Genomic DNA, 24,833 nt, shown 5'->3' with positions numbered 1-24,833 from the left:
CCCGCCCGGCCCTTTTCAACCGCCTTGCAGGATTGCCAAGACGATGAACGAACCTCACGAACCGGTCCTTTCGGCCAGCGGCATCACCAAGATTTTCGGTGCCCACAGAGCGCTGGATGGCGTGGATTTTACGCTGCGAGGCGGCGAGATTCACGCCCTTCTCGGCGAAAACGGCGCCGGGAAATCCACCCTTATCAAGATCCTCACGGGGGCCTATTCGCCCGATGGCGGGGAAATTCGCGTCGATGGCGACGTCATGCAGTTTTCCGCCCCGCTTCAGGCGCAAAAGGCCGGGATCGGCACCGTCTATCAGGAAGTGAACCTGCTGGCGAATATGACGGTGGCAGACAATCTCTATATCGGCCGCCAGCCGCGCCGCTTCGGCCTTGTCGATCACAGGCGCATGGCCAGAGAGGCAGCCGAGACGCTTGCGACCTATGGCCTCGAGATCGATGTCCGGGCCGAACTTTCAACCTTCTCGGTCGCCGTCCAGCAGATTGTGGCGATTGCCCGCGCCGTCGATCTTTCCGGCAAGGTTCTGATCCTCGACGAGCCAACGGCCAGCCTTGACCGCTCGGAGGTGGAAAAGCTCTTCGAAATCCTGCTGATCCTGAAAAAACGCGGGCTGGCCATCGTCTTCATCACCCATTTTCTCGATCAGGTATTTGAAATCTGCGACCGGGTCACGGTGTTGCGCAATGGCCGCCTGGTCGGCACCGAGCCGATTTCCGGCCTGGAGCGCACGGCGCTGGTGCGGATGATGCTGGGCAAGGATCTGGCTTTTGCGCAGGCGCAGCTCGCCGATGACAATGGCGTGCCGGGTGACGCGCTCATGCGGTTTGAAAATGTGGGCCTGACCGGCAAGGTCAAGCCTTTCGATCTCACCATCCATCGCGGCGAGGTGATCGGCGTGGCGGGGCTTCTGGGGTCCGGACGCACGGAAATGGTGAGGCTGATGTTTGGCGTGGACGCCGCCGATAGCGGCGCTCTCCATCTCGACGGCAAGGAAATCCGGGTCAGTTCGCCGCAACAGGCGGCAGGCCTTGGCTTCGGTTTCTGCCCGGAAGACCGCAAGATCGACGGGATTTTCGGCGAGCTTTCGGTCCGCGAAAACATCGTGATCGCCCTTCAGGCCAAGCTCGGCTGGTTCAAGGCGTTGAACCGCGACGAGCAGATGGAAATCGCCGGAAATTTCATCGAGGCGCTGGATATTCGCACGGCATCTGCCGATCTGCCGATCAAGCTCCTGTCCGGCGGCAACCAGCAGAAGGTCATTCTGGCCCGTTGGCTTGCGACCGATCCACGTTTCCTCATTCTCGACGAGCCGACGCGCGGCATCGACGTGGGCGCTCATGCCGAAATCGTGCGCATGATCAGCCGCCTCAGGGAAGACGGCCTGGCCTTGGTGGTCATTTCGTCCGAACTCGATGAAATCGTCAGCTATTCCTCCCGCGTCGTGGTCATGCGGGATCGGGCCATGGTGGCAGAACTTTATGGCGCGGACATCAATCCCGGCGCCATCGTGCAGGCCATCGCCGCAGAAGCAACGGAGACTGTTGCATGAAGATTCTTCCACCCCGCCGTTTTGTCACACCGCAGCTTCTGGCGCTTGTCGGCGTTCTGTTTTTCAACTGGCTGGTCTTTCCCGGATTCTTTTCGATCACCTGGCAGGATGGCCGGTTATTCGGCAGTCTCATCGACGTGATCAATCGCGGCGCGCCGGTGGCCATTCTCGCCATCGGCATGACGGCCATCATCGCCACCAAGGGCGTTGATCTCTCGGTCGGCGCCGTCATCGCGGTAGCGGGAGCCGCCGCCGCCCTTTGCGCCACCAGCGGCCAGCCCCTGATCGTGACGCTGGCGGTCACGCTGGCGCTCGGCCTTGCCTGCGGCATCTGGAACGGTGGGCTCGTTGCGCTTCTCGGCATCCAGCCCTTCGTGGCCACGCTGGTGCTGATGGTGGCGGGGCGCGGGCTTGCGCAATTGATGACGGCAGGCTCCATCGTCACCTTCAACGATCCGGGCCTGATCTTCATCGGCACCGGTTCCCTGCTCGGCCTGCCCATGCCGGCGGTCATCGCCATTCTGTTGATGCTGCTTGCTCACCTCGCCATGCGGCGCACGGCGCTTGGGCTCTTTATCGAGGCCATTGGCACCAACCGCTCGGCGGCAACCTATACGGCAATCCGAACCCGCTCGCTGATCCTTGGCGTCTATGCTTTCGGCGGACTGAGCGCCGCCATAGCGGGCACGATTGCCGCAGGCGACATTCGCGGCGCCGATGCCAACAATGCCGGTCTATGGCTGGAACTGGATGCAATTCTGGCCGTGGTCATCGGCGGCACCTCGCTGATGGGCGGGCGTTTTTCCATCCCCAAATCGGTGCTGGGAGCGCTCATCATCCAGGCGATGAACACCGGCATTCTCGTTTCCGGCTTTCCACCGGAATTCAATCTCATTGTCAAGGCGGGGCTCATCATCATCATTCTCGTGCTGCAATCGGCAAAGCTTTCGCATCTTTTCGCCGGGCCGCGCCGCAACACAGCCGCCCTTCCCCTTCGCAAGACCTCCGAGAGGACCGGATGAACCCGCGCTACCGGCCAATTGCCGCCACCACACTGATCTTCATCATTGCCTACGGGCTCTGCATCCTGCAATATCCGGGCATGTTATCCACTCGCGTCCTGGGTAATTTCCTGACCGACAATGCCTTTCTGGGCATCGCGGCGGCGGGCGCAACCTTCGTCATCATGTCGGGCGGCATCGATTTGTCGATCGGCGCCGTCATCGGCCTGACAGGGGTAATCGTCGCCCTGCTGATCTCGCATCTCGGCCTGCACCCGCTGGCAGCCTTTGGCATCGTGCTGGTGCTGGGGGCCTTTTTCGGCGCGGCCATGGGTGCGGTGATCCACTATCTGCAAGTCCCGCCCTTCATCGTCACGCTGGCGGGCATGTTTCTGGCGCGCGGCCTGGCATCGGTTCTCACGCAGGATTCGGTTCCGATCAATCATCCCTTTTTCAAATGGGTAAGCAGCCTTTACATTCGCCTGCCGCAGGGTGGACGGTTGAGCGCCATCGGGCTGACCATGCTTTTGGTGTTCATCATCTGCGGCATCATCGCCCACCGCACCCGCTTCGGCTCCTATGTCTACGCCATTGGTGGCAACAGCCAGTCTGCCTCGCTGATGGGCGTGCCGACAGCGCGCGTGACAATCGGCATCTACGCGCTTTCATCCTTTCTCGGCGCCTTGTCGGGCATTGTCTATGCGCTTTACACCTCGGCCGGTTATCCGCTGGCGGCGGTGGGCATCGAACTTGACTCGATTGCCGCCGTGGTGATAGGCGGCACGCTGCTGACAGGCGGATATGGCTTCGTGTTCGGAACGCTGATCGGCGTGATGCTGCAAGGGCTGGTGCAAACCTATATCGTCTTTGACGGGACGCTCTCCAGCTGGTGGACGAAAATCGCGATCGGGTTTCTGCTGTTCATGTTCATCCTGCTGCAACAGCTGGTCTTCACCGCACAAACCGGCAGGGTCAAGAAGGCACAGGCATGAGCGAACCGGGGAGCCTGCTTCGCTCGCTGTCGGGGCAGGCACGGCCACGCAATTTCCACTCGCATGTTATCCACGCGCTTGGCAGCGGCGTGATTGCCGGGCGCTTTGCGCAAGGCTCCACCCTGCCCGGCGACGCGGAACTCTGCGACCAGTTCGACGTTTCCCGCACCGTGCTGCGCGAAGCGATCAAAACGCTGGAGGCCAAAGGCCTGCTTGAATCACGCCCGAAGGTGGGCACCCGCGTCACCCGCAAAAACCACTGGAACCTCTTTGATCCGCAGGTGCTGGCCTGGCATCTCGAGGCCGCCCCGGATCGGGACTTTCTCAAACACCTGCACGATGTGCGCATGGCGCTTGAACCCTTGGCCGCCGCGCAAGCCGCCAGCTTCCGCACCGGCGAACAATTGCGTCTGATGCATTATTGGCTGAGGCAGATGGAGACCTCGCGAGGGGAACCGCTGAATTTCTGTCTGGCGGATTTCGAGCTGCATCTGATCATCGCCGATGCCAGCCGCAATCCGTTTTTACGGGCGGCCTATGGCGTGATCGAGCTTTCTCATGCCTTTGCCTATCTGCCCGTCATCGCCACCGATGCGCCGCAGTCTCTGGAGGCGATGATCGAGCCGCACCGCGTGCTGGTGACGCAGATTGAACGCGGCGAGGCGCAGGGTGCAACCAGCGCCATGCAGGCCGTTATTCTGCTGGACCAGATCACAGCCTTACATCAAGTTATCGATGCCTGACGGATTTCCAATATCGCCAACCTGTCAAAGACCTGACATTGTGCAATTCGCTATACCAAGGCTCGAAGATGCGGCAGGGCATGATACCCCTTGAAGGGCGAAAGCCTACAGCGCCGTGCGTTTTATCAAACGCACAAAGGACGCTGTAACACTTTAAAACTGCTTCATAATTTTCACCTAAAATCGATTCCGATTTAAGGAATTATGCAGTAGATCGCCTATCCCAGATGGTGATAGGCGCCGCCCTGATAGACAAGGGACCGACGGCCGGTGACGCGCACGGCATGAACCTTGCCGATCACGATGACATGGCTGTGGCGCTCGATCGCTTCTTCGATCGTGCAATCGATTGCGGCAACGGCATCGTCCAGCAAGGGCGCGCCCGTCGCAAGCCTGGTCCACTCGAAACCACGATAGCGGTCTGGCCCCTTCAATCCACCGATTCCAGCAAACTGATTGGCCAGAGCTTCATGCCGGGATCCGAGAATATTGACCGCAAAGGCGCCGAATTTCTCCACGACAGGCCATGTCGAGGACGACCGGTTGAGAGACACCAGCATTCGCGGTGGATCAACCGATAGTGCCGTCGCGGATGTGACGGTGGCGCCGGTGCGCTCATCGCCATCGCCGGCAGTGATGACGCTCACGCCGCCAGCAAGGCTGCGAAGCGCCAGTTTCAGGCTGTCGCTGTCGCCACCCCTGTCTTGAAAGGGCAGCACGTCGTCCAGTGCCTGAAAGTCCTTTTTCGAATATTGCTGCGTCATCGGCATGGCTCCTGATCCGCCACATCGCCGTCCGATTTATCGATCGTAGGACGATGTGACACTTTAAATCTGCTGCATGTTTTCTTAGCCCGAAACTGGTTTTCGGATTTATGCTGCAATCTCGTCTATCGTTATGGGCAGTGTTTTTTCGGCAAAGACCGGCTGACGGCCCTGCCTTGAAGCACCTTGTTAACTGAAGATAAGCATCGGGCAGCGCGCGGGACAGGCGCAGAATTTCCTATTCTATAATTTTTGTAGAATTTTTCGCTTTTCTTCATGGCTATCGCCATGGAACTTTGCCCCCATGCCCCTACCTGCCGACTTCAGAAAGCTGGCGACCTTGTCGGCAACGAAGATCGCGTGGTCCGTTACCTGCGGCAGCCCCATAAGCTCGCCGAAGCTGCCCCGCGCCAGCGGGCCTGCAATGAAGAGACCTGGAGAGACCTGCCCCTTGCCGTTAACGGCACGCGCTTCCAGATCGCAGGCAAGACCAAGCCCGGTCGGGCAGGCCTCGACCCAGGCTCCATCGGCCAGGGCAGCCATGAAGGCTTGCGAACGCAGCACACGGCCATGCTCCGGTCCCGTGGTCACGACTATGCGGTTTACGTGGAGAAAGTCCTGCCTCCCGCCGCGCTCTGCAAGGCCAACGTGAAAGCCATCGCCCACCTCCCGACCCCCCGTCAGCCGGGCAGCACGAATGGAAAGCGTGCCCTTGGCGATGGCTTTATCAAGCACCTCTTCCACTTGCGGCGCAATTCTGAAACGGTGGGCGTCCCAAAAGGGGCGGGCATGGCGCACGATACGTCGGCGCGCTGCCGGTTCCAGCCCCTGCCAGATGGCAAAGCCCTGAATGCGAACGGCATCCAGCACGGCGTGCCAGCCAATGCCTTCATTCCCGGCCTGCGCCAAATGCCGACGGATCGAGCGCAGCAGGTGCGAGGCAAGACGGGAAGGCTCGGATGAAAAATCACCAAAGGGCTCCGGCACCGCGGACGGATGCCCTCGCGAGCGCAAGCCGCGCCGTGACAGCGAGGTGATATGGCCGCGATGGCCGCGTCCTTTCAAGGATGCGACGACATCGGCCGCCGTCAGCCCGTTGCCGACAATGAGTACGGTATCATCCGGCGTTATGGCGGCCAGCGCATCAGGGACTGTAGCGTCTGCCACGAGCCTGGCATGGCCGCGCCACTCGTGCAGTATTGCAGGCAGGCCGGGAGCGGGATGGGTGGCAGCGATGACGACACTGTCGGCATGGAGGATGAAACCCTGGCTGTCGCGAAGCACCCAGCTTTCGCCGTCACGCGCCACATCCATCACCCGCGACTGCCGATGCTCCAACAGTCCAGCAGTCAATAACGGCTGCAATTGCGCCCGCACATAGGCACCAAACAGGCTTCGGCGAGGATAGGGCTCACCATTTGCAGCCCAAAGGCCCGGATCGTCCTCAGCATGAGTGAGCACAAAGCGAAGAAAGCTTTCCTTGTCCTGCGGATAAAGGGTCATGCGCCCCGCAGGAACATTGACCCTGTGGGCCGGATCCTGCGTTGCATAGGCCAGCCCTGCACCCAATGCCGTCCGGGGCTCGAACACCACGATCCGCGCATCCTGTCCATGCCGCTGCCGGAAATGCAGCGCGAAGGCGGCGCCGGTAAAGCCACCGCCAATAACGGCAATGACGGGTTTTTCACGCTGGCGCGGCATGGGGCCTCCTGCAAATTCATTTGAGATAAGCACCGCGGAAAGACGGAGGGCCATGCTGGACCTGCCACACAGCGGCCACCCGGATTATCGATGCAGGGGAGATTTTACGGTCACGCACCACCCAGTCAATATTTTCTATCAATTTACTATTCCATTTCGTGCTGCATTCGGAGATGTTTTCTCCATGCATTGGAACTGGCGTGGAAAGTCCTGCTACATGGCCTGCACAACAGCTTGAAGGCACCATTCTCCACGCAATCATCCATGAGGGACGGGTTTCTCCCCCCTTTTGTCTCTGGGCGAGAAACATCCGGGTGCCGCCAGATTTTTAGAGTGGTTTTTCTTCATCGGGGCAGGGCTTGCCCTTACAATCGGGCGATCTTTCAACGGAAGGATGCGTCATGTTTCAGACACTGATATTGCCCGGCCTCAACGGATCGGCGGAAGAGCACTGGCAGCGCATCTGGGCCGCCGAAAGACCCGGCTGCAAGGTCGTTGAGCAGGACAACTGGACCTGCCCGCACCTTCCGACATGGAAGCAACGGCTGGAATACGAGCTGGCGCGCACGCAAAGTCCGGTTTTTATCCTGGCACACAGCCTTGGCTGTATTCTTGCCGCCAGCATGGCGGACTCACCCCTTGCCAGCAAGATCTCCGGCGCAATGCTCGTGGCGCCCGCCGATATGGAGGTTGTGGAGTGGCTGCACCCCTGCACGGTGCAAATGCCCTGGTTCCCTGAGGACATGCTTCCTTTTGAAAGCCTGATCGTGGGTAGTCTCAACGACCCTTACATGACCGTCCCCGCGCTTTACCGACATGCGCAGCAGTGGGGAAGCCGAACCCAGCTCATCGGCCATGCCGGACATATCAATATTGCCAGCGGCTTTGGCCGATGGGCAGACGGATATGACATTTTCGATGCCTTTCGTAAAGACGCTCTAAGGCCCCGCGTAATCACGACCAGACAGTCTGGCCGATCTGTATGTCATCCGCTCCAGGGTGTGTGGGGATTCGACGTTGGGTGAGGCGAAAACGGTGATTTGCGAGAACCGGAGCGGAGTGTACTTAATGTACATGAGCCCAGGTAAGCGCAGCAAATTGCCGTTTGCAGCCCGCCCAACGTTGAATAACCACACACCCTAAGATGAAGACAATTCAGGACTCGATCGTCTTGCCTTGCCCCAGAGACTGAATGGACCCAGCAAGCGTTACGGCAAGTTTGAGCGATGCGCCTGTTGTTACGGCGATTTGCGGCAGTATCAGCCATTCCAACGTCCAGGCCGCGCCCGATCTTTCCTGCTCATGCACCATGGATTGATAAAGTCCGCCAATCTGTAGCGCATTGAAACGGGCAAGCGTCACCAGAACCTCGGCCGCAACCGGATTTTGCTTGTGCGGCATGGCAGAAGAGCCGCCCCCGCCGGACAGGCTGATTTCCCCGCCCGTTTGCGCAAGAAGGGCAACATCCTGCCCGAATTTGCCGAGACTGCCGGAAATGCTCGTCAGAAAATGGCCAATATCCACCAGCCGACCGCGCTGGCTTTGCCATTGCGGCACATCGACCAGACCCAGCCGCCGCGCCAGCGCGGCGCGAACCGCCGGTCCCTTGGCACCAAATTTTTCAAGCGTTCCCGCAGCACCGCCAAATTGCACGGCAAAACCCGAGGCAAGCAGGCTTGCGGCCTGCCGGCGGCCGTCCATCAGCGGTCGCCGCCAGGAGTCGATGCGGTCCGCCACAGTGATGGCAATGGCCGCCTGCATTCGGGTGCGCCCCATCAGGCCGTTTGTTCCCAGACGGTCTGAAAGCGCCTGTAAAGCCGCGCAAACATCTTCCAGCCGGTGATCGATCAAATGGACCGTTCGCTGCAATCGCAGCATCAGGCTGGTATCGATGACATCCTGACTTGTCGCGCCATAATGCAGCCTCTCGCCCGCCTCGCCGCCGACGGCCTTGCGCATCTGCCGCACCAGAGCAGGGATGACAACGCCGTCTTGCGCCGTGCCACGCCTGAGATCGGCCATATCCGGCGAAAAACCCGATAGCCCCGCCCGGATGGCCTGCGCCTCTGCGGCCTCGATCACCCCGCATTCGGCCTCAGCCTCGGCAAGCGCCATCTCGAAGGCGAGCATGGCATCTATATCTGCCTCGGCGGAAAAATATGCGGCAATCTCCTCATCACCGACAAGGCCGGACAGGAAGGGATGATCGAAGGCAAGAAAGGACATGGCAACCGTCAGATGTCGAAGAAGATGGTTTCGTTTTCACCCTGCAAGCGAATGTCGAAGGTGTAGCTACTGCCATCCTTTTTCGCAATCAGCGTCGGAATCCGGCTTTTATGCTCAATCCGGGCCAAAACCGGGTCGGCGGCATTGGCTTCTTCCTCGTCGGGGAAATACATGCGGGTCTGCAAGCCGATATTGATGCCGCGCGCCACCACCCAGAACGTCACATGCGGAGCCATCATGCGGCCATCGCGGAAGGGAACGGCGCCCGGCTTGATGGTCTCGAACACAAATTCGCCGGTCGCCATATCGCCAGGGCAGCGTCCCCAGCCGGAAAAATGCGGATCGGCACTGCCACGGGTTTCCGAAGGGCTGTTATAGAGGCCGTCGGCATCGGCCTGCCAGACTTCCACCAGCGCATCCTTCAGAGTGTTGCCGCCGCCATCGATGACGAAACCGCGAATGGTGATGCGCTCACCCTTGGCCTTTTCGCTGTAAAGCGGGCCGGAACCAAGATCCTTGTCGTAAACGCCATGAATGCCGCAAAAATTCGGCGTAAGCCCGATATGCACATAAGGGCCTGCGGTCTGGGAGGCGCTTTCCTTCAGATATCCGAGTGGCTGAACCATGTCAGTTGCCCTCCTTGCGGTTTTCAAACAGTGTCGAATGGCGGCCACGCAGCACGATGTCGAATTTATAGGCGCGCATGTCCATTGGAATGGTGGCGTTCATGTCGAGAGGCGCGACAAGCCGCCGGATGGCTTCCTCGTCGGGAATGGTCTTGACGATTGGACAGCGGGAAATCAGCGGGTCGCCCTCAAAATACATTTGGGTGATCAGGCGCTGGGCAAAGCCATGGCCGAAAATGGAAAAATGAATATGGGCCGGGCGCCAGTCGTTCACCCCGTTCGGCCAGGGATAGGGGCCGGGCTGGATGGTCTTGAACCAGTAATAGCCGTTTTCGTCGGTGACGGTGCGGCCGAAACCGCCGAAATTCGGATCGAGCGGCGCCAGATAGGTTTCCTTCTTGTGGCGATAGCGCCCGCCGGCATTGGCCTGCCAGAACTCCACCAGCGCACCGGCCACGCCCACGCCGCGCTCGTCCAGCACCCGGCCATGCACGAGAATGCGGGGACCGACCGGCATTTCGCCCGGACGGGCATAATTGAGGATCAGGTCATTATCCAGCTCGTTCAGCATGTTGTGGCCAAAGACTGGCCCGGTGATTTCGCTGCGCGTGCCCTCAAGCGAAATCAATGCCCGCTGCGGCGAACGCAGCACGGTTGTCTTGTACCACGGCGTATAGGCCGGGGGGTGCATGTCGCGGTCGCGGGCGAAGAAGGCCCCGGTCTCCGGTTGTCTGTTGTTCATGGCTCTCCTCCGTGAAGGTGCGCCCCTGCTGCGCGGCAACAGGGCTTGAGTTGTCAGGCCTTGGCGGCTGCCATTTCGGCAAGCGTTGCCTTGGCGATCTTGAAAGCGTGATTGGCCGCCGGAACACCGGCGTAAATGGCCACATGCATGAGCGCCTCGCGAATGTCCTCGGCGGTTGCCCCGGTATTGGCGGTGGCGCGCACATGCATGGCCACCTCCTCGTCCTGGCCAAGCGCGGCAAGCAGCGCGATCGTGACCATGGAGCGCTCCCGCTTCGTCCATTGCGTTCCCGACCAGACCCGGCCCCAGGCAGCCTCGGTTATCAAGGTCTGGAAAGGGGCGTCGAATTCGGTCTTGTTGGCCTCGGCGCGGTCCACATGCGCATTGCCCAGAACCGAGCGGCGCGTTGCCATGCCCGTCGTGAAGATTTCGGATTGAGGCTTGTCGGCCATGTCAATTCTCCGGCAAGGATGAAAGAAAGCCTCGAACCGCCGCCACATAGGCATCCGGCTGCTCGATGCAGGGAATGTGGGCGGCATTCTCGATCACGGCAAAGCGGCTGCCGGGAATAAGGCCCGCGGTGCTTTTGACCAGTTCTGCCGGTGTCGATCCGTCGGCGTCACCCGCCACGCACAGCACGGGCACCTTGATCTCCCGCGCGGTGTCCGTGAAATCGGCATCGCGAATGGCCGCGCAGGTGCCGTTATAGCCGGTGACGGATTGCTGGATCAGCATGGTGCAGCAGCCCGCGTAAAGAGCATTGCCCGCCTCGCGGAAGCGAGGCGTAAACCAGCGTTCCATGATGGGCCCAAGCAGGCTCTCGATGCCGCCCGCCTCGATCTGGGCGATGCGGGCATTCCACATCTCCGCCGTGCCGATCTTGTGGGCCGTATTGCTCAAGACCATGGCCCGCACCAGATCCGGACGCCGGGCATAAAGTCCTTGCGCAATCAACCCGCCCACCGAAAGCCCCCAGACAATGACTGGACCCTGTTGCAGATGAGACAGAAGGGCGATCAGGTCATCGACATGATCGTTGATGGAATAGGGCGCATTACCGCTATCGGACAGGCCATGGCCGCGCTTGTCGTAAAGAATGATGCCATAGTCCGGCGCCACCCGTTCCACCACCTCGTCCCAGATGCGGAAATCCGTTCCGAGCGAATTGATGAAGACGATGCTTGGCTTTGAAGGACTGAGCCCGATGGCGCGGTAATGCAGGGCACGGCTTTCGATGCGCAGAAAATGCATGTCGTTCTCCTCTTGCCGACGATCTTGTTCCATCCGGAAAGTTAAGTAAAATTACTTTTCACACGATTTTCATAACCTGGGGATTATCATTCCATGGAGCCTCCGCTCAAATTTCGCCATTTGCGCACCTTCATGGAGGTGGCAAGGCTTAAAAGCGTGATCCGGGCAGCCGAAAGCCTGCATGTAAGCCAACCGGCGGTGACGAAGACCATCCGCGAACTGGAGGAAATGCTGGATGCGCGCCTGCTGGAACGTGAAGGGCGTGGAATTCGGCTGACGCGCACCGGCGAGGTTTTCCTGCGGCACGCGGGAGCAACCATCACCGCCTTGCGGCAGGCGATGGATTCAGTATCCCGCGAGGTGGCCAATGCCGCACCGCCGCTTCGCATCGGCGCCCTGCCGACGGTTTCGGCCCGCATCATGCCGCAGGCCATGCTGAGCTTTCTGGCAGAAGAAACCGGCAGCATCATCAAGATCGTTACCGGCGATAACGCCGTTTTGCTGGAGCAATTGCGGCTTGGCGAACTGGATCTGGTGGTCGGCCGGCTCGCCGCGCCTGAAAAGATGAAAGGCTTTTCCTTCGAGCATCTCTATTCGGAACATGTGGTTTTTGCCGTTCGCGCCTCCCATCCGCTCCTTGCGGCGGGGGTGGACGTGCTGGATCGGCTTGGCGATTTTCCCGTGCTGATGCCAACGCGCCATTCCATCATCCGGCCCGTGGTGGAACAATTCCTCATTGCCCACGGCATTGCCGCCTTGCCGGTACAGATCGAAACCGTTTCCGACAGCTTTGGCCGGGCCTTCCTTCGGCGTTCGGATGCAGTGTGGATCATCTCCGAAGGCGTGGTGGCAGGCGATATTGCCGATAACAGCCTTGCTGTTCTACCCCTCGACATGACCGGCACCAGCGGGCCGGTCGGCCTGACCATGCGGGCGGAAAGCCTGCCCTCGCTGCCCTTGATGCTTTTGATGCAGGCCATTCGCACAGCGGCGCAGGGAAAAGCGGAGGCGGCCGGTATTTGAACAATACCCATATTGAATACACGGCCCGACCGGGCCGCATATTCCCGGTGATGTAAGCTCAGACGCGCTCCAGCGCCACGGCAATGCCTTGTCCAACGCCAATGCACATGGTGGCCAGCGCATAGCGACCGCCTGACAATTGCAGCTCCAGTGCTGCCGTGCCCGAGATGCGCGCCCCCGACATGCCGAGCGGATGGCCAAGGGCAATGGCGCCGCCATTGCGGTTGACGCGCGGATCGTCATCGGCAATGCCAAGCTGGCGCAAACTTGCCAGCCCCTGCGAGGCAAAGGCCTCGTTCAACTCGATCACGTCAAGCTGGCTTTGCGTCAGGCCAAGCCGATCCAGCAGCTTCTGGCTGGCGGGAGCCGGGCCGATGCCCATGATGCGCGGCGGCACGCCCGCCGTTGCGCCGCCAAGAATGCGGGCAATCGGGGTAAGTCCATGCTTTTTCGCTGCCGCTTCCGAGGCAATGATCAGCGCGGCCGCTCCATCATTGACGCCTGAGGCATTGCCAGCGGTGACGGTACCGCCTTCCTTTTTGAAGGGCGTGGCAAGCTTGGCCAGCGTTTCGATCGTGGTGGCGCGAGGATGCTCGTCCTTTTCCACGATGACCGGATCACCCTTGCGCTGGGGAATGGTGACGGGGGTAATTTCCCGGGCCAGTCGGCCATTGGCCTGGGCCGCGGCCGCCTTGTTCTGGCTCTGTACAGCAAAGGCGTCCTGATCCTCGCGGGAAATATTGAAATCGGCGGCAACGTTCTCGCCGGTTTCCGGCATGGAATCGACGCCATATTGCTTCTTCATCACCGGATTGATGAAGCGCCAGCCGATGGTGGTATCGTAAATCTCGGCCGCCCGCGAAAAGGCGCTCTCGGCCTTGGGCATCACGAAGGGTGCGCGGCTCATGCTTTCCACGCCGCCTGCAATCATCAGATCGGCCTCTCCGGCCTTGATGGCGCGGGCCGCCGTTATCAAGGCATCCATGCCGGAGCCGCAGAGCCGGTTGATGGTGGTGCCGGTGACACTGTCCGGCAGGCCCGCCAGAAGCAGCGACATGCGGGCCACGTTGCGGTTATCTTCACCGGCCTGGTTGGCGCAGCCATAGATAACGTCATCCACCGCCTGCCAGTCGAGACCGGAATGCCGCGCCATCAGCGCCTTCAGCGGAACGGCACCCAGATCGTCGGCACGAACGGAAGAAAGCGAACCGCCGAAACGGCCGATGGGCGTGCGGATATAGTCGCAGATAAAGGCGTCAGTCATGGAAAATCCTCACAATTCCGGCACGACAAGATCAGCCACCGGACCTTCGATATGCAGTTTCGCACCCGTCATGGCCTGCAATTCCTCAAGCGTCATGGCCGCAAGCTTCTCCCGCAGCACGAAACGGCCCTGCACGATGTCCACCACGGCGTGGCTGGTATAAACGCGGGTAATGCAACCAACGCCCGTCAGCGGAAACGTGCAGCGTTCCACCAGCTTCGGTTCACCGGTCTTGGTGACATGCTCGGTGATGACGCAGACCTGCTTTGCCCCATGCACGAGGTCCATGGCGCCGCCAACGGCTGGAACACCCTTGGAACCGACCCGCCAATTGGCAAGATCACCACTTTCCGCCACCTGATAGGCGCCGAGAATGGCAACATCCAGATGTCCGCCCCGCACCATGGCGAAGCTGTCGGCGTGATGGAAGAAGGCAGCACCCGGCTTCAAGGTCACGGCTTTCTTGCCGGCATTGATAAGATCCCAGTCCTCCTCGCCTGCCGGCGGTTGCTCGCCGAAATTGAGAATGCCGTTTTCGGTATGAAAGATCGCTTCACGGCCCGGCGGCTGATAGCGGGCCACCATTTCGGGAAAGCCGATGCCAAGATTGACATAGGCGCCGTCGGCAATGTCCTGCGCGGCGCGCCAGGCGATCTGGGCGTTGGAAAGCTTGATGTCTTCGCGCGTATCAACGGTCATACGTAGGCCACTCCGGCTCGAATAAGCTCTTCTTCCTGCTGCGGATTGGCGATCTTCACCACCCGGTCCACGAAAATGCCGGGCGTTACCACCAGTTCGGCATCGATTTCACCGGGCTCGACGATCTCGCAGGCCTGCACGATGGTACGGCTGGCCGCCATGCACATCAGCGGATTGAAGTTACGGCCCGCCTTGCGGTAGGTGAGGTTGCCGTGGCGGTCGGCCAGATGCGCCTTGACGATGGCGAAATCCGCCTTCAGCCAGCGCTCCTGCACGTAGGAGCGACCGTCGAATTCGGCAATAACCTTGCCTTGCGCCAGTTCCGTGCCGAAGCCGGTGGGCGTGTAGAAGGCGGGAATGCCCGCGCCCCCGGCGCGAATGCGCTCGGCAAGCGTGCCTTGCGGCACAAGCTCCAGCTCGATCTGGCCCGCAAGGTAACGGTCGGTAAAGGCGCGCGGATCGGAAGAGCGCGGGAAGGAGCAGATCATCTTCTTCACCAGCCCTGCATCGATCATCGCGGCAATGCCAATGCGGCCGTTGCCGGCATTGTTGTTGATGACCGTCAGGTTCTTAGGCCCTTTGTCGATCAAAGCGTGAATAAGCTCGATCGGCGCGCCGGAGCCGCCGAAACCGCCAATCATGACGGTGGCGCCATCGCCGATCTCCGAGACGGCGTCCGCCGCGCTCGCAATTGTCTTGTCCATGTCGGGAACTCCCGTGTGATTTTTGGCCCGGATGGGCCACCTCCATGGGTAGAACTAGGCGGGGTTCGGCTGGACGGCAAGAAAAATGTGCGATATACGATATTTGTTCGATTATCGCACTTTTGGAGATCGATGTGGCATTGGGCGAGAAGGACATCATGGGCGGTTTTGCCAAAGGCCTGGCGGTGCTGGAGGCGTTCAGCGCCGACAAGCCACGCCTGTCGATTGCCGAGGCCGCCGCAGGCTGCGGCCTTGATCGTGCAACGGCGCGACGCTGTCTTTTGACATTGGCGGAACTGGGCTATGCCGATTACGACGGCAAATTCTTTTCCCTGACGGCAAAAATCCTGCGGCTTGGCCATGGCTGGCTTTCGGCGGCGCCGCTCCCGGCACTTCTCCAGCCGCATCTTGACAGGCTTTCGGAACAGGCCGGGCAAAGCGCGTCGGCCTCCATTCTCGATGGCACCGAGGTGGTCTATATCGCCCGTGCGGCGCAAAGACGGGTCATGTCCATCAACCTCATGCCGGGCTCTCGCCTGCCCGCCTATAGTGCGTCCATGGGCCGCGTATTGCTGGCAGCCCTGCCTGAGGAGGAAATGAAGGCCGTGCTGGCAGCCAGCACGCTGAGGGCGCATACGCCCTTTACCCGCACCGACCCCGCCGTCTTGCTGGAGGAAATTGCCGTCGTGCGCCAGCAAGGCTATGCGCTGATCGATCAGGAATTGGAAATAGGCCTCTGCTCCATTGCCGTGCCGGTTTTTGACCGCCGTGGGCACGTATTGGCCGCCCTCAATATCGGCGCGCCTGCCGCCCACGCGCCTGCCGCAGAAATGGCCGGACGCTATCTCGACCTGCTGCTGGCCACGCAGCGGGAATTGCGGACAGCTTTGGGATAAGCCGTTTCAGCCAAACGTCTCCCGGCTCTGGCCGAAAACGTCTAGCCTTTCCCGCTCCTGCTGACGCCATTGACGCGGTGTCATGCCGGTTTCGCGCGTGAAGAAGCGGGTGAAATAGGCCGGGTCCTGAAAACCCAGGCTCTCGGCAATGGTTTTGACACTGACATGGCTGAAAATCAGCTCCTGACGGGCGGTTTCGATCAGCTTGTGGGCCAGCATGGTCTGGAGCGTCAGGCCGAACCGGCTTTTTACCATGCGGGTGAGATGGGTGGACGAAAGGCCAAGTTCCCGCGCATAGAAACTCACCGGCTTATGGGCACGAAAATGCAGCGCGATCAGATTTTGCAACCGCGCCAGCCGTGGCTCGTCACCGTTGTCGCCCAAGGTGGAAGGGGCGCTGCTTCGCGCCAGATGAATGACGGCGGCCGTCAGAAGCGACTCCACCATCAGGCTGCGCGTCTGTCCCATTCCGTCAAACTCTGCGGCAATCTGCTCCAGAAGAAACCCCTCTGCGGCATCAGTCTGAAGAGGCAGCAGGCGAGGCTTCGCAAGCAGTGCCAGCAACAAAGGTTGCAACGCGGTGGGCAGCGCCGCCGGCAAGGCCGTGACGATCAGGCCCTGCACGTCACGGGAAAATCGAAAGCCGTGAGTGGTGCCCGGCGGCAATATCAACAGCGCCGGTGGCTTGAGGACATGGCTTCGACCGTCAAGGCTTGCATCGCCGGAGCCTTCGCGAATGTACAAGATCTGAAAGAAAAGCTCATGCTGGTGCGGGGCGATTTCAAAGCGGTAGATGCTGCTGCGGGCATAGAGCGTTTCGCAATGCAGCCAGAATTGCGGTTGTTTCGATGTCTCTTCGCCATAAAGCCCATAGGTCGGAACATTGCGCGCCACGCCACTCTCCTGCGGTGATGTTCGAATAATCCAATTTTTTGCACGGAAAGTCCATTGAGAGAACCGTGCGCAAAGGTCAGCTTTGGATGACGAAAGCATGAATGCAAGATGTTGGAGCGGCGCGATGCTTGCGTAAAAGCTGAGGCGCTCCAGGGAGGGAGGAAGAATGCGTACACAGGTGGTTATCATCGGCTCCGGCCCGGCGGGCCTGCTTCTCGGGCAACTTCTGGCAAAGGCGGGCATCGAGACGGTGCTTCTCGACCGCGTGAGCCGGGACTATATTCTGGGCCGGGTTCGGGCAGGCGTGCTGGAGGAAGGCGCGGTTGGCCTGCTGGAAAAAGTGGGCGCGGCCAGCCGGCTGCATGAAGAAGGACTGCCGCATGACGGCTTTTCTCTCACCTTTGACGGGCAGGCCCATCGCATCGATCTTTTCGACCTCACCGGCGGCAAGCGGGTCATGGTTTATGGCCAGACGGAAGTGACGCGCGACCTGATGGATGTGCGCCAGACTGCCGGTCTTACGACGATTTACGAGGCAGGCAATGTCCGCCCGCATGATTTCGATGGTGACAATCCTTATGTGACCTTTGAGAAGGACGGCGTGACACATCGCATCGATTGCGACTTCATCGCCGGTTGCGATGGTTTTCACGGCGTTTCGCGCAAGTCGGTGCCCGAAGGGGCGCGCAAGGAATTCGAGCGTGTCTATCCCTTCGGCTGGCTGGGCATTCTGGCCGAGGTGCCGCCGGTCGATCATGAACTGATCTATGCCAACCATCCGCGCGGCTTTGCGCTGTGTTCCATGCGCTCCAGCACCCGCAGCCGCTATTATGTGCAATGCCCGCTGGACGACAAGGTGGAGGAATGGAGCGACGACCGCTTCTGGGACGAAATCCGCCGCCGCCTGCCGCAGAATGTCGCCGAGGCCATGGTGACGGGTCCATCCTTTGAAAAATCCATTGCGCCGCTGCGCTCCTTCGTGACCGAGCCCATGCGGTTCGGGCGGCTGTTTCTGGCAGGCGATGCAGCCCATATCGTTCCGCCGACCGGCGCCAAGGGTTTGAACCTTGCCGCCAGCGACGTCTATTATCTCAGCGAAGGCCTTATCGAATTTTATCGTGACAAGTCATCTGCCGGGATTGATGCCTATTCAGGCCGGGCGCTGTCGCGGGTGTGGAAGGCCGTCCGTTTCTCCTGGTGGATGACCACCATGATGCACCGTTTCCCGGATACGGGCGACTTCGGCCAGCGGATCCAGGAGGCGGAACTGGATTACCTCGTCCATTCGCGGGCGGCATCCACCTCGCTTGCGGAAAATTACGTCGGCCTGCCCTATTAGGGCGCCTTTCGATCTGATTGAATCAGATCGGCGCTCGACTGCATAATTCCTTGAATCGGAATCGATTTGAGGTGAAAATTATGCAGCAGATTTAAACTGTTACAGCGTCCTTTGTGCGTTTGATAAAACGCACGGCGCTGTAACATCTTGTTTTTGAAGCATAACCTTGTCGATCCTCGTTTCACGCCGGTCGGATTATGCTCTTAAATCGCCATCCATCAATGGATCGGACTGACACGGAAGCGCCGGATAAGAACCGGCGCTTCTTTCGTTTCAGGCCTGAGCATATATCACTGCTGCTGAAGGATAAATGCAGCCGCGGTTTTGCTCAGATATTCAGGCGAATTGCAGCTCCCTGCTGCGCCGCCACAACAGCACGACGCTGAAAACACCCGCCAGCAGCATGACCGGCACCAGAAACAGGATGACATCGGCAGGCGAGCTGCCATGGGCAACGAGATAGCCGCCAAGCAGCGGGCCTGCCATGGAGCCAAGACGGCCGACCGCTACCGCGACGCCAACGCCCGTTCCGCGGATTTCGAAGGGATAGCATTGCGGTGCCGCACCGTAGAGAACGCCCTGCACCGTGAGGATAGTGAGGCCAATCAGCGTGCCACCGATGAGCGACAGCGTGAAATCGGCAGGCATGAAGGCAAGCAGGGCAAGCGATGCCGCAGCCGCCACGAAGGTCAACATGACCGGCAGGGCGGGCTTTTTGCGGTCGAGCAGGCCGCCGCCAACGAAACTGCTGAGCGCGCCGCCGAGATTGAAGGCAATCTGCACCAGCGATGCTTCGCTGCGTTCAAGGCCCCGTGTCACCAGCAGTTGCGGCATCCAGTTGAGCAGAAGATAAACCACGATCAGCCCAAGGAAGAAGGAAAGCCAGAGCGAAACGGTGGTAACGAGACGTTCAGGCGCGAAAATCTGCCCCATGGCCCAGGAAAGTGATTTGCGGTCGGTCTTTTCAACCTCGAAAGGCGGCAGCATGAATTGCACGAAGGGGGCCAGAAGAAGCGGCAGAATACCGCCCGTCACGAAAATGGATTGCCAGTCACCGCCGTGAAAACCCAGCATTGCCACGCCGCTGGCGGTGGCCCCGCCCAGCGGCACCCCGGCATACATGGTAGCGACGGCGCGGCCCCTGCGCTCCGGCGGGGCCGATTCGGCTGAAATGTTCACGAGGTTGGGAAAGGCGCCTCCAAGGCCAATGCCCGTCAGAAATCGAAAGAGAACCAATTGCTCGAATGTGCCGACAAAGGCCGTTGCGATGGAAAACACACCAAAGACCACCAGCGACAGCACGAGCCCGGCCCGCCGCCCCAAAGCATCGGCGATACGCCCGCCGATCAAGGCGCCGACAATGAGGCCCATCGTGGCGGAGGAAAAGAACAGACCCGCCTGTTCCGGTGTCAGCTTGAAAGCGGGGATGAGCCGTGGCGCGGCAACGCCTGCGGCCTGAAGGTCGAAGCCCTCGATGATCGCGCCCAGAAAGGCGAGCGAACGGGCTCGCCGCCCGATCGGGCGGTCGCTGCTGTCATATTTCATGATGTCCTCCCGAAGGGGCGATCGTCACGCCCCTGTTGCAATACGGCCCTCTCCCAAGAGCCCGTGAATGTATGGATAAACCCTGAAACGGATGATCCGGACAGGACGCAGTGTCTTTAGAAAAAGGCAGTTTTGCGCGATCCATCGCATCAATGCGCAGGACCGGGCAAAGGCCGTGCCCTTGGCAAATCAGGCTTCCGGCGGGCTCTCATCCTCCCAAAGTTTTGCAAGCAGGCAGCGCAATTGCTGCCTTTCCTCAGGCGTGAACCGGGCCAGCATCCTGTCTTCATGGGTGCGGATCAATTCCATGCAGCGCGCGGCCTCTTCCCGCCCGCGCCGTGTTGGAAAAAGTTTCTGCACCCGCTGGTCGGAAGGATCTGTTTCCCGGACAAAAAATCCTCGACCCTCAAGGTCGGCGAGAATGGAAACGATATTGGCACGCTGCATTCCCAATACGCGGCAAATGTCTGCGGAGCTGAGGCCCGGCGTTTCCACGATGGTTTGCAGCACGCTCAATGGAACCGTGCGGATATTGGCTGGTTCGAGAGCCGCGACGGCGCCTTGCAGGTCCTGAACGGATGCGCGGCGAAGCTGGTAGCCGATCAGGTCGCACAACCGCCCCTTCGCGGCCTCGTCACGCCAGTCTGCCGCAGCATCTCGCGACATTTTTACCTCATCCATGCTTTGCCAGTCTTGCAATCACTGTACCGCTATGCATGATAGCAGTCAATTGCTATGGAGGATAGCAGACATGCCGGAGGACGGGAGCACCCTGTGGCATGGCATATTGGGAGGAATATCATGACGAGTATTATGTTGCGCATTGCCGGAGAGCCCCGCAATGCAGAAGGCGGACGCACATACCGCCGCCTTAACCCTGTAACCGGCGTGCTTGCCAGCGAGGCGGCCGCCGCCAGTGTGGCGGATGCAATCGCTGCGGCAGACGCCAGTGCCGCCGCCTTTCCCGCCTGGGCGGCGATGGGGCCGAATGCACGCCGTGCCGTTCTGTTGAAGGCCGCGGATGCTTTGGCGGCGCGGGGCGATCTTTTCGTTGCGGCCATGGCGGCCGAAATCGGCGCAACGGTGCCGTGGGCACGGTTCAATGTCATGCTGGCAGCCTCGATGTTGCGCGAGGCAGCGGCGCTGACCACGCAGGTGGCTGGTGAAGTCATTCCCTCCGACAAGCCCGGTTGCCTGGCCATGGCGCTCAGGGAACCAGCAGGGGTGGTGCTGGGCATTGCACCGTGGAATGCGCCGGTCATTCTGGGTGTGCGGGCGCTGGCAACGCCGCTTGCCTGCGGCAATGGCGTGGTGTTCAAGGCCTCGGAAATCTGCCCCCACACCCACGCGCTGATCGTCGAGGCGCTGGAGGAGGCCGGACTGCCGAAAGGGCTGGTCAGCCTGATTACCAACGCGCCGGAGGATGCAGCCGATATTGTCGGCGCGCTGATCGATCACGCCGCCGTGCGCCGCATCAACTTCACCGGATCGACCCGCGTTGGCCGGCTGATTGCCGAACGGGCCGCCCGCCAGCTCAAGCCCGTGCTGCTTGAACTGGGCGGCAAGGCGCCACTTGTGGTCTTGAAGGACGCCGATGTGGACGAGGCAGTGAAGGCGGCAATCTTCGGCGCCTTCTTCAATCAGGGCCAGATTTGCATGTCCACCGAACGGATCATCCTGACGCCGGAGATTGCAGAGACATTTCTGGAAAAATTCACCGCCCGCGCCGCGGCCCTCAAGGCGGGCGATCCGGCAAAGGGCGATGCGCCGCTGGGGGCGGTGGTGGACCGCCATACGGTGGAAAAAGTCGAGGCGCTGATTGCCGATGCCCGCGCCAAGGGGGCTGTTGTCACCAGCGCCGGAGCTGCCGAGGGCGTATTGATGCCTGCCCAGGTGGTAGACAAGGTCACGTCCGACATGAGGATTTATGCCGAGGAAAGCTTCGGTCCGGTGGTTGCCATCTTGCGGGCCGCCGATGAGGAGGATGCCATCCGGCTGGCAAACGACAGCGAATACGGCCTGTCCGCCTCGATCTTCACGCGGGATACGGCGCGCGGCCTGACCCTGGCGCGGCGCATCCAGTCGGGCATCTGCCACATCAACGGCCCAACCGTGCATGACGAGGCGCAAATGCCCTTCGGCGGCAGCAAGGCTTCCGGCTATGGCCGCTTTGGTGGTCGGGCAGGCATTGCCGAATTTACCGAATTGCGCTGGATCACCATGGAAACCCAGCCTGGGCATTATCCACTCTGATCTTGCGTTACATTTTGAAAGCCGCCCACCGGCGGCAGGAAGGAAACATGATGGCCAATGACGTGGATACCGTCGCCTACGAGGTGATCGACCGTATAGCCTGGGTGAGGTTCAACCGTCCGGACAAGCGCAACGCCATGAGCCCGGTGCTGAACCGCGCCATGATGGAGGTTCTGGATGCGCTGGAGTTTCGTGACGATGTCGGCGTTCTGGTGCTGACGGGCGAAGGTCCGGCCTGGACGGCGGGCATGGATTTGAAGGAATATTTCCGCGAAACCGAGGCAGACGGCCTGCGCGGCACGCGCAAGGCGCAGCGTGAAAGCTATGGCTGGTGGCGACGCCTGCGCTGGTATCAGAAGCCCACGATTGCCATGGTCAACGGCTGGTGCTTTGGCGGTGGCTATGGTCCGCTGTTTGCCTGCGATCTGGCCTTTGCGGCGGATGAGGCGAAGTTCGGCCTTTCGGAAATCAACTGGGGCATTCTGCCGGGCGGCGGCGCCACCAAGGTTGCCGTGGAGCTGCTGCCCTTCCGCAAGGCGATGTATCACGCCATGCTCGGCGAACCGATCGACGGCAAGACCGCTGCGGAATGGGGCCTTGTCAATGAAAGCCTGCCACTTGCTCAGCTCAAGGCGCGCGTGACCCATGTTGCAAAAGTGCTGCTGGAGAAAAATCCTGTCGCGCTGAAGGCCACCAAGGATGCGGTGCGCCGCGTTGGCATCATGACCTATGACGAGGCCGAGGATTATCTGGTGCGCGCACAGGAGGCCGCAAACTCCTACGATAACGAGGGCCGGAAGGAAGGCATTCGCCAGTTCATCGACGAAAAGTCCTACAAGCCCGGACTGGGAGCTTACGACAAGAGCCGTCGCGGCTGAACCTGCCGCGATGGACAGACGGGCGCTTGCCCCCGCCAGCTTTGGAGGAAAGGCAGGCGGGGAGCCGCAAGCGCCCGTTGCCGATATGCATTCGATTTTGAGGAGGAAAACATGGTGGATTTCACATCGCCCGATCCGGCCAGCCTTCATGCGCGCCTTCGGCCTGAAAGCCTTGCCTGCATCGATCTGGCCAGCGCCCGCCAATGGAGCTATCGGCAACTGGACGCCGACATTCAGCGTGCCGTTGCGGTCTTGCAGCAGGAGGGCATCGGCAAGGGCGACCGCGTGGCGGTGCTTGCGCGCAACAGCGTGCATCAGGTTATCCTCCAGCAGGCGGCCATGCGTGTTGGCGCGATTTTCGTGCCGCTCAACTGGCGGCTTTCGCTGCCAGAGCTGGGTGCTCTCCTCATGGATTGCCTGCCGGTGCTGCTTTATACCGACGATGCCATTCCGCCGCTGCCACCGGGATGCCGGCAAAAGGATATGGAAAGTTTCCGGGACGCCGTGGAAGCAACCGCGCCCGCTCCCCGCTGCGCACCGCATTCGGGCCACGATACCTGCATCATTCTTTATACGTCCGGCACCTCCGGCGTGCCGAAAGGCGCCTTGCTGACCTCGCAGTTCCTGCTGGCCACGGCTGTCAATTTCAACATTCTGGGCGAGGTGGATACCGGCTGCGTGTTTCTTTGCGATAGCCCGATGTTCCATGTCATCGGTGCGGTCACGCAAATATGGCCCCCCATGCTGCGCGGCGGCACCTTTATCGTCTCGTCCGGCTTCCAGCCGGAGGCCACCAATGACCGCCTTGCCGATGCCGCCCTTGGTGTCACGCATTATTTCTGTGTGCCGCAAATGGCCGAGGCCCTGCGTCAGGCTTCGAATTTCCAGCCGGAAAAATGGGGGAAACTCAAGGCCCTGTTTACCGGCGGAGCGCCCAATCCGGCCAGCAATATCCGCTGGTGGCTTGAGCGCGGCGTGCGCATGGTCGATGGCTACGGCATGACGGAGACCGGCACCACTCTGGGTATGCCCCTTGCCCGCGACATCCTCTATGAAAAAGCAGGCGCGGCGGGCATTCCCGGCCCCCTCACCTCGATCCGCATTGTGGATGACGATGAGCGCGACCTTCCCGATGGCATGGCGGGGCAGATCCTGGTCTATGGCATGAACGTCACGCCCGGTTATTGGAACCGGCCGGAAGAACGTGGCCGATGCTTCACGCCCGATGGCTGGATCCGCACCGGCGATATTGGCCGGCGCGATGCCGATGGCTTCATTTCCATCGTTGACCGGCTGAAGGACATGTTCATTTCCGGTGGCGAAAACGTCTATCCGGTCGAGGTGGAAGCCGTGCTGATCCAGCACCCTGCCGTTCGCGACGTGGCCGTGATCGGCGTGCCGGACGCGCGCTGGGGCGAAGTGGGCATGGCCTTCGTGGTCGCCGAACCGGCGGCTCGCCCCACGGCACAGGTGCTGGCCGATTATTGCCAGACCCTGATTGCCCGCTACAAGGTGCCAAAAGAGTTTCGCCTCGTCGAGAGCCTGCCACGCACCGCATCCGGCAAGATCCAGAAGCACGTGCTGCGCCAGCAGGCGCTGGAGGCAGCCCCGGCGGAAGATATAACGGCCATGGCTGCCTCATAGAGCCTTTCACTGTTTCACGGAAACGGTGATTTGCGAGAACCGGAGCGGAGTGTCCTTAATGTATATGAGCCTGGGTAAGCACAG

General features: G+C 60.7%; 24 protein-coding genes. 11 read left to right on the top strand and 13 right to left on the bottom strand.

Features of this window, described 5'->3' with window-relative positions; genetic code table 11:
- The first annotated feature begins 43 nt into the window (after positions 1-43).
- Genes T424_RS0109835 through T424_RS0109820 form a run of 4 tightly spaced genes read left to right on the top strand, consistent with a single transcriptional unit; the run spans position 44 to position 4,300 of the window.
- Positions 44-1,564: a sugar ABC transporter ATP-binding protein gene (locus T424_RS0109835; protein ID WP_027487575.1), complete on the top strand. Its 1,521-nt coding sequence runs from the start codon at positions 44-46 to the stop codon at positions 1,562-1,564.
- Positions 1,561-2,586: an ABC transporter permease gene (locus T424_RS0109830; RefSeq protein WP_027487574.1), complete on the top strand. Its 1,026-nt coding sequence runs from the start codon at positions 1,561-1,563 to the stop codon at positions 2,584-2,586. Before T424_RS0109835 ends, T424_RS0109830 begins: the two co-directional genes overlap by 4 nt.
- On the top strand, positions 2,583-3,557 hold the full coding sequence (gene yjfF / locus T424_RS0109825) for a galactofuranose ABC transporter, permease protein YjfF (RefSeq protein ID WP_027487573.1): 975 nt from the start codon (positions 2,583-2,585) through the stop codon (positions 3,555-3,557). The genes T424_RS0109830 and yjfF overlap by 4 nt, the downstream gene beginning before the upstream one ends.
- Entirely contained in the window at positions 3,554-4,300 is a 747-nt protein-coding gene (locus tag T424_RS0109820; protein ID WP_027487572.1) for a FadR/GntR family transcriptional regulator, read from the top strand. Before yjfF ends, T424_RS0109820 begins: the two co-directional genes overlap by 4 nt.
- A gap of 218 nt (positions 4,301-4,518) precedes the next feature.
- On the opposite strand, the gene T424_RS0109815 is transcribed toward T424_RS0109820, so the two are convergent.
- Both T424_RS0109815 and T424_RS20690 read right to left on the bottom strand, forming a co-directional pair.
- Positions 4,519-5,064 (bottom strand): flavin reductase family protein, encoded by a 546-nt coding sequence (locus T424_RS0109815; RefSeq protein ID WP_027487571.1) that lies wholly within the window; start codon positions 5,062-5,064, stop codon positions 4,519-4,521.
- A 243-nt stretch (positions 5,065-5,307) separates the two neighbouring features.
- Positions 5,308-6,765 carry an FAD/NAD(P)-binding protein gene (locus T424_RS20690; protein WP_084268466.1) on the bottom strand — a complete coding sequence of 486 codons (1,458 nt, stop codon included), beginning with the start codon at positions 6,763-6,765 and terminating at the stop codon, positions 5,308-5,310.
- Positions 6,766-7,166: 401 nt separating this feature from the next.
- Between T424_RS20690 and T424_RS0109805 the strand changes: the two genes are divergently transcribed.
- Complete coding sequence (locus tag T424_RS0109805; protein ID WP_027487570.1) at positions 7,167-7,790, top strand: RBBP9/YdeN family alpha/beta hydrolase; 624 nt, start codon at positions 7,167-7,169, stop codon at positions 7,788-7,790.
- Positions 7,791-7,920: 130 nt separating this feature from the next.
- Here T424_RS0109805 and T424_RS0109800 read toward each other — a convergent pair whose 3' ends face one another.
- Genes T424_RS0109800 through pcaD form a run of 5 tightly spaced genes read right to left on the bottom strand, consistent with a single transcriptional unit; the run spans position 7,921 to position 11,610 of the window.
- Entirely contained in the window at positions 7,921-8,991 is a 1,071-nt protein-coding gene (locus T424_RS0109800; protein WP_027487569.1) for a 3-carboxy-cis,cis-muconate cycloisomerase, read from the bottom strand.
- An 8-nt stretch (positions 8,992-8,999) separates the two neighbouring features.
- The gene (gene pcaG / locus T424_RS0109795; RefSeq protein ID WP_027487568.1) at positions 9,000-9,617 is read right to left on the bottom strand and encodes a protocatechuate 3,4-dioxygenase subunit alpha; all 618 of its coding nucleotides are present in this window, start codon (positions 9,615-9,617) and stop codon (positions 9,000-9,002) included.
- 1 nt (position 9,618) lies between these two features.
- Complete coding sequence (gene pcaH, locus T424_RS0109790; RefSeq protein ID WP_027487567.1) at positions 9,619-10,359, bottom strand: protocatechuate 3,4-dioxygenase subunit beta; 741 nt, start codon at positions 10,357-10,359, stop codon at positions 9,619-9,621.
- A 53-nt stretch (positions 10,360-10,412) separates the two neighbouring features.
- Positions 10,413-10,811 carry a 4-carboxymuconolactone decarboxylase gene (gene pcaC / locus T424_RS0109785; RefSeq protein ID WP_027487566.1) on the bottom strand — a complete coding sequence of 133 codons (399 nt, stop codon included), beginning with the start codon at positions 10,809-10,811 and terminating at the stop codon, positions 10,413-10,415.
- 1 nt (position 10,812) lies between these two features.
- Entirely contained in the window at positions 10,813-11,610 is a 798-nt protein-coding gene (pcaD, locus tag T424_RS0109780) for a 3-oxoadipate enol-lactonase (RefSeq protein ID WP_027487565.1), read from the bottom strand.
- Positions 11,611-11,703: 93 nt separating this feature from the next.
- Here pcaD and pcaQ point away from each other — a divergent pair, with 93 nt between their 5' ends.
- A complete protein-coding gene (gene pcaQ / locus T424_RS0109775; RefSeq protein WP_027487564.1) occupies positions 11,704-12,633 on the top strand; it encodes a pca operon transcription factor PcaQ in 930 nt (309 codons plus the stop codon).
- A 58-nt stretch (positions 12,634-12,691) separates the two neighbouring features.
- On the opposite strand, the gene pcaF is transcribed toward pcaQ, so the two are convergent.
- From pcaF to T424_RS0109760, 3 genes are read right to left on the bottom strand one after another with little or no spacing between them, the layout of a single operon-like run.
- Positions 12,692-13,897, bottom strand: coding sequence for a 3-oxoadipyl-CoA thiolase (gene pcaF, locus T424_RS0109770; protein ID WP_027487563.1), 1,206 nt, complete (start codon positions 13,895-13,897; stop codon positions 12,692-12,694).
- 9 nt (positions 13,898-13,906) lie between these two features.
- Complete coding sequence (locus tag T424_RS0109765) at positions 13,907-14,596, bottom strand: CoA transferase subunit B (RefSeq protein WP_027487562.1); 690 nt, start codon at positions 14,594-14,596, stop codon at positions 13,907-13,909.
- Entirely contained in the window at positions 14,593-15,300 is a 708-nt protein-coding gene (locus T424_RS0109760; RefSeq protein ID WP_027487561.1) for a 3-oxoacid CoA-transferase subunit A, read from the bottom strand. The genes T424_RS0109765 and T424_RS0109760 overlap by 4 nt, the downstream gene beginning before the upstream one ends.
- A 158-nt stretch (positions 15,301-15,458) precedes the next feature.
- Between T424_RS0109760 and T424_RS0109755 the strand changes: the two genes are divergently transcribed.
- Entirely contained in the window at positions 15,459-16,196 is a 738-nt protein-coding gene (locus tag T424_RS0109755; protein ID WP_407921392.1) for an IclR family transcriptional regulator domain-containing protein, read from the top strand.
- A gap of 6 nt (positions 16,197-16,202) precedes the next feature.
- Here the strand turns inward: T424_RS0109755 and T424_RS0109750 are convergent, their stop codons facing one another.
- Positions 16,203-17,090: a helix-turn-helix domain-containing protein gene (locus T424_RS0109750; RefSeq protein ID WP_027487559.1), complete on the bottom strand. Its 888-nt coding sequence runs from the start codon at positions 17,088-17,090 to the stop codon at positions 16,203-16,205.
- 166 nt (positions 17,091-17,256) lie between these two features.
- On the opposite strand from T424_RS0109750, the gene pobA reads away from it, so the two are divergent.
- A complete protein-coding gene (gene pobA, locus T424_RS0109745) occupies positions 17,257-18,429 on the top strand; it encodes a 4-hydroxybenzoate 3-monooxygenase (protein WP_027487558.1) in 1,173 nt (390 codons plus the stop codon).
- A gap of 336 nt (positions 18,430-18,765) precedes the next feature.
- Here pobA and mhpT read toward each other — a convergent pair whose 3' ends face one another.
- Together mhpT and T424_RS0109735 are read right to left on the bottom strand one after the other, a co-directional pair.
- A complete protein-coding gene (gene mhpT, locus T424_RS20685; RefSeq protein WP_037067251.1) occupies positions 18,766-19,974 on the bottom strand; it encodes a 3-(3-hydroxy-phenyl)propionate transporter MhpT in 1,209 nt (402 codons plus the stop codon).
- Between the two features lie 189 nt (positions 19,975-20,163).
- The gene (locus T424_RS0109735; protein ID WP_161712560.1) at positions 20,164-20,640 is read right to left on the bottom strand and encodes a MarR family winged helix-turn-helix transcriptional regulator; all 477 of its coding nucleotides are present in this window, start codon (positions 20,638-20,640) and stop codon (positions 20,164-20,166) included.
- Positions 20,641-20,775: 135 nt separating this feature from the next.
- Here T424_RS0109735 and T424_RS0109730 point away from each other — a divergent pair, with 135 nt between their 5' ends.
- The 3 genes from T424_RS0109730 to T424_RS0109720 all read left to right on the top strand — a co-directional run bounded on the left by T424_RS0109730 (position 20,776) and on the right by T424_RS0109720 (position 24,749).
- On the top strand, positions 20,776-22,227 hold the full coding sequence (locus T424_RS0109730; RefSeq protein WP_154664865.1) for an aldehyde dehydrogenase: 1,452 nt from the start codon (positions 20,776-20,778) through the stop codon (positions 22,225-22,227).
- Between the two features lie 50 nt (positions 22,228-22,277).
- Complete coding sequence (locus T424_RS0109725; protein ID WP_027487555.1) at positions 22,278-23,105, top strand: p-hydroxycinnamoyl CoA hydratase/lyase; 828 nt, start codon at positions 22,278-22,280, stop codon at positions 23,103-23,105.
- A gap of 111 nt (positions 23,106-23,216) precedes the next feature.
- Complete coding sequence (locus T424_RS0109720; protein ID WP_027487554.1) at positions 23,217-24,749, top strand: AMP-binding protein; 1,533 nt, start codon at positions 23,217-23,219, stop codon at positions 24,747-24,749.
- Positions 24,750-24,833 lie beyond the last annotated feature (84 nt).

It is taken from the genome of Allorhizobium undicola ORS 992 = ATCC 700741, assembly GCF_000621665.1.
Taxonomy (GTDB): Bacteria; Pseudomonadota; Alphaproteobacteria; order Rhizobiales; family Rhizobiaceae; genus Allorhizobium; species Allorhizobium undicola.
The sequence above is the reverse complement of the archived record's forward strand: the minus strand, read 5'-3'. Positions and strand labels throughout refer to the sequence as shown.

Coding starts and splice junctions, on each gene's coding strand:
- T424_RS20690 (WP_084268466.1), bottom strand. CDS start 6,765: ATGCCGCGCCAGCGTGAAAAACCCGTCATTGCCGTTATTGGCGGTGGC.
- mhpT (WP_037067251.1), bottom strand. CDS start 19,974: ATGAAATATGACAGCAGCGACCGCCCGATCGGGCGGCGAGCCCGTTCG.
- pcaD (WP_027487565.1), bottom strand. CDS start 11,610: ATGCATTTTCTGCGCATCGAAAGCCGTGCCCTGCATTACCGCGCCATC.
- pcaQ (WP_027487564.1), top strand. CDS start 11,704: ATGGAGCCTCCGCTCAAATTTCGCCATTTGCGCACCTTCATGGAGGTG.
- T424_RS0109730 (WP_154664865.1), top strand. CDS start 20,776: ATGACGAGTATTATGTTGCGCATTGCCGGAGAGCCCCGCAATGCAGAA.
- T424_RS0109760 (WP_027487561.1), bottom strand. CDS start 15,300: ATGGACAAGACAATTGCGAGCGCGGCGGACGCCGTCTCGGAGATCGGC.
- yjfF (WP_027487573.1), top strand. CDS start 2,583: ATGAACCCGCGCTACCGGCCAATTGCCGCCACCACACTGATCTTCATC.
- pcaC (WP_027487566.1), bottom strand. CDS start 10,811: ATGGCCGACAAGCCTCAATCCGAAATCTTCACGACGGGCATGGCAACG.
- pcaG (WP_027487568.1), bottom strand. CDS start 9,617: ATGGTTCAGCCACTCGGATATCTGAAGGAAAGCGCCTCCCAGACCGCA.
- T424_RS0109820 (WP_027487572.1), top strand. CDS start 3,554: ATGAGCGAACCGGGGAGCCTGCTTCGCTCGCTGTCGGGGCAGGCACGG.
- pobA (WP_027487558.1), top strand. CDS start 17,257: ATGCGTACACAGGTGGTTATCATCGGCTCCGGCCCGGCGGGCCTGCTT.
- T424_RS0109755 (WP_407921392.1), top strand. CDS start 15,459: ATGGGCGGTTTTGCCAAAGGCCTGGCGGTGCTGGAGGCGTTCAGCGCC.
- T424_RS0109765 (WP_027487562.1), bottom strand. CDS start 14,596: ATGACCGTTGATACGCGCGAAGACATCAAGCTTTCCAACGCCCAGATC.
- T424_RS0109720 (WP_027487554.1), top strand. CDS start 23,217: ATGGTGGATTTCACATCGCCCGATCCGGCCAGCCTTCATGCGCGCCTT.
- T424_RS0109830 (WP_027487574.1), top strand. CDS start 1,561: ATGAAGATTCTTCCACCCCGCCGTTTTGTCACACCGCAGCTTCTGGCG.
- pcaF (WP_027487563.1), bottom strand. CDS start 13,897: ATGACTGACGCCTTTATCTGCGACTATATCCGCACGCCCATCGGCCGT.
- T424_RS0109735 (WP_161712560.1), bottom strand. CDS start 20,640: ATGTCGCGAGATGCTGCGGCAGACTGGCGTGACGAGGCCGCGAAGGGG.
- T424_RS0109805 (WP_027487570.1), top strand. CDS start 7,167: ATGTTTCAGACACTGATATTGCCCGGCCTCAACGGATCGGCGGAAGAG.
- pcaH (WP_027487567.1), bottom strand. CDS start 10,359: ATGAACAACAGACAACCGGAGACCGGGGCCTTCTTCGCCCGCGACCGC.
- T424_RS0109800 (WP_027487569.1), bottom strand. CDS start 8,991: ATGTCCTTTCTTGCCTTCGATCATCCCTTCCTGTCCGGCCTTGTCGGT.
- T424_RS0109815 (WP_027487571.1), bottom strand. CDS start 5,064: ATGACGCAGCAATATTCGAAAAAGGACTTTCAGGCACTGGACGACGTG.
- T424_RS0109835 (WP_027487575.1), top strand. CDS start 44: ATGAACGAACCTCACGAACCGGTCCTTTCGGCCAGCGGCATCACCAAG.
- T424_RS0109725 (WP_027487555.1), top strand. CDS start 22,278: ATGGCCAATGACGTGGATACCGTCGCCTACGAGGTGATCGACCGTATA.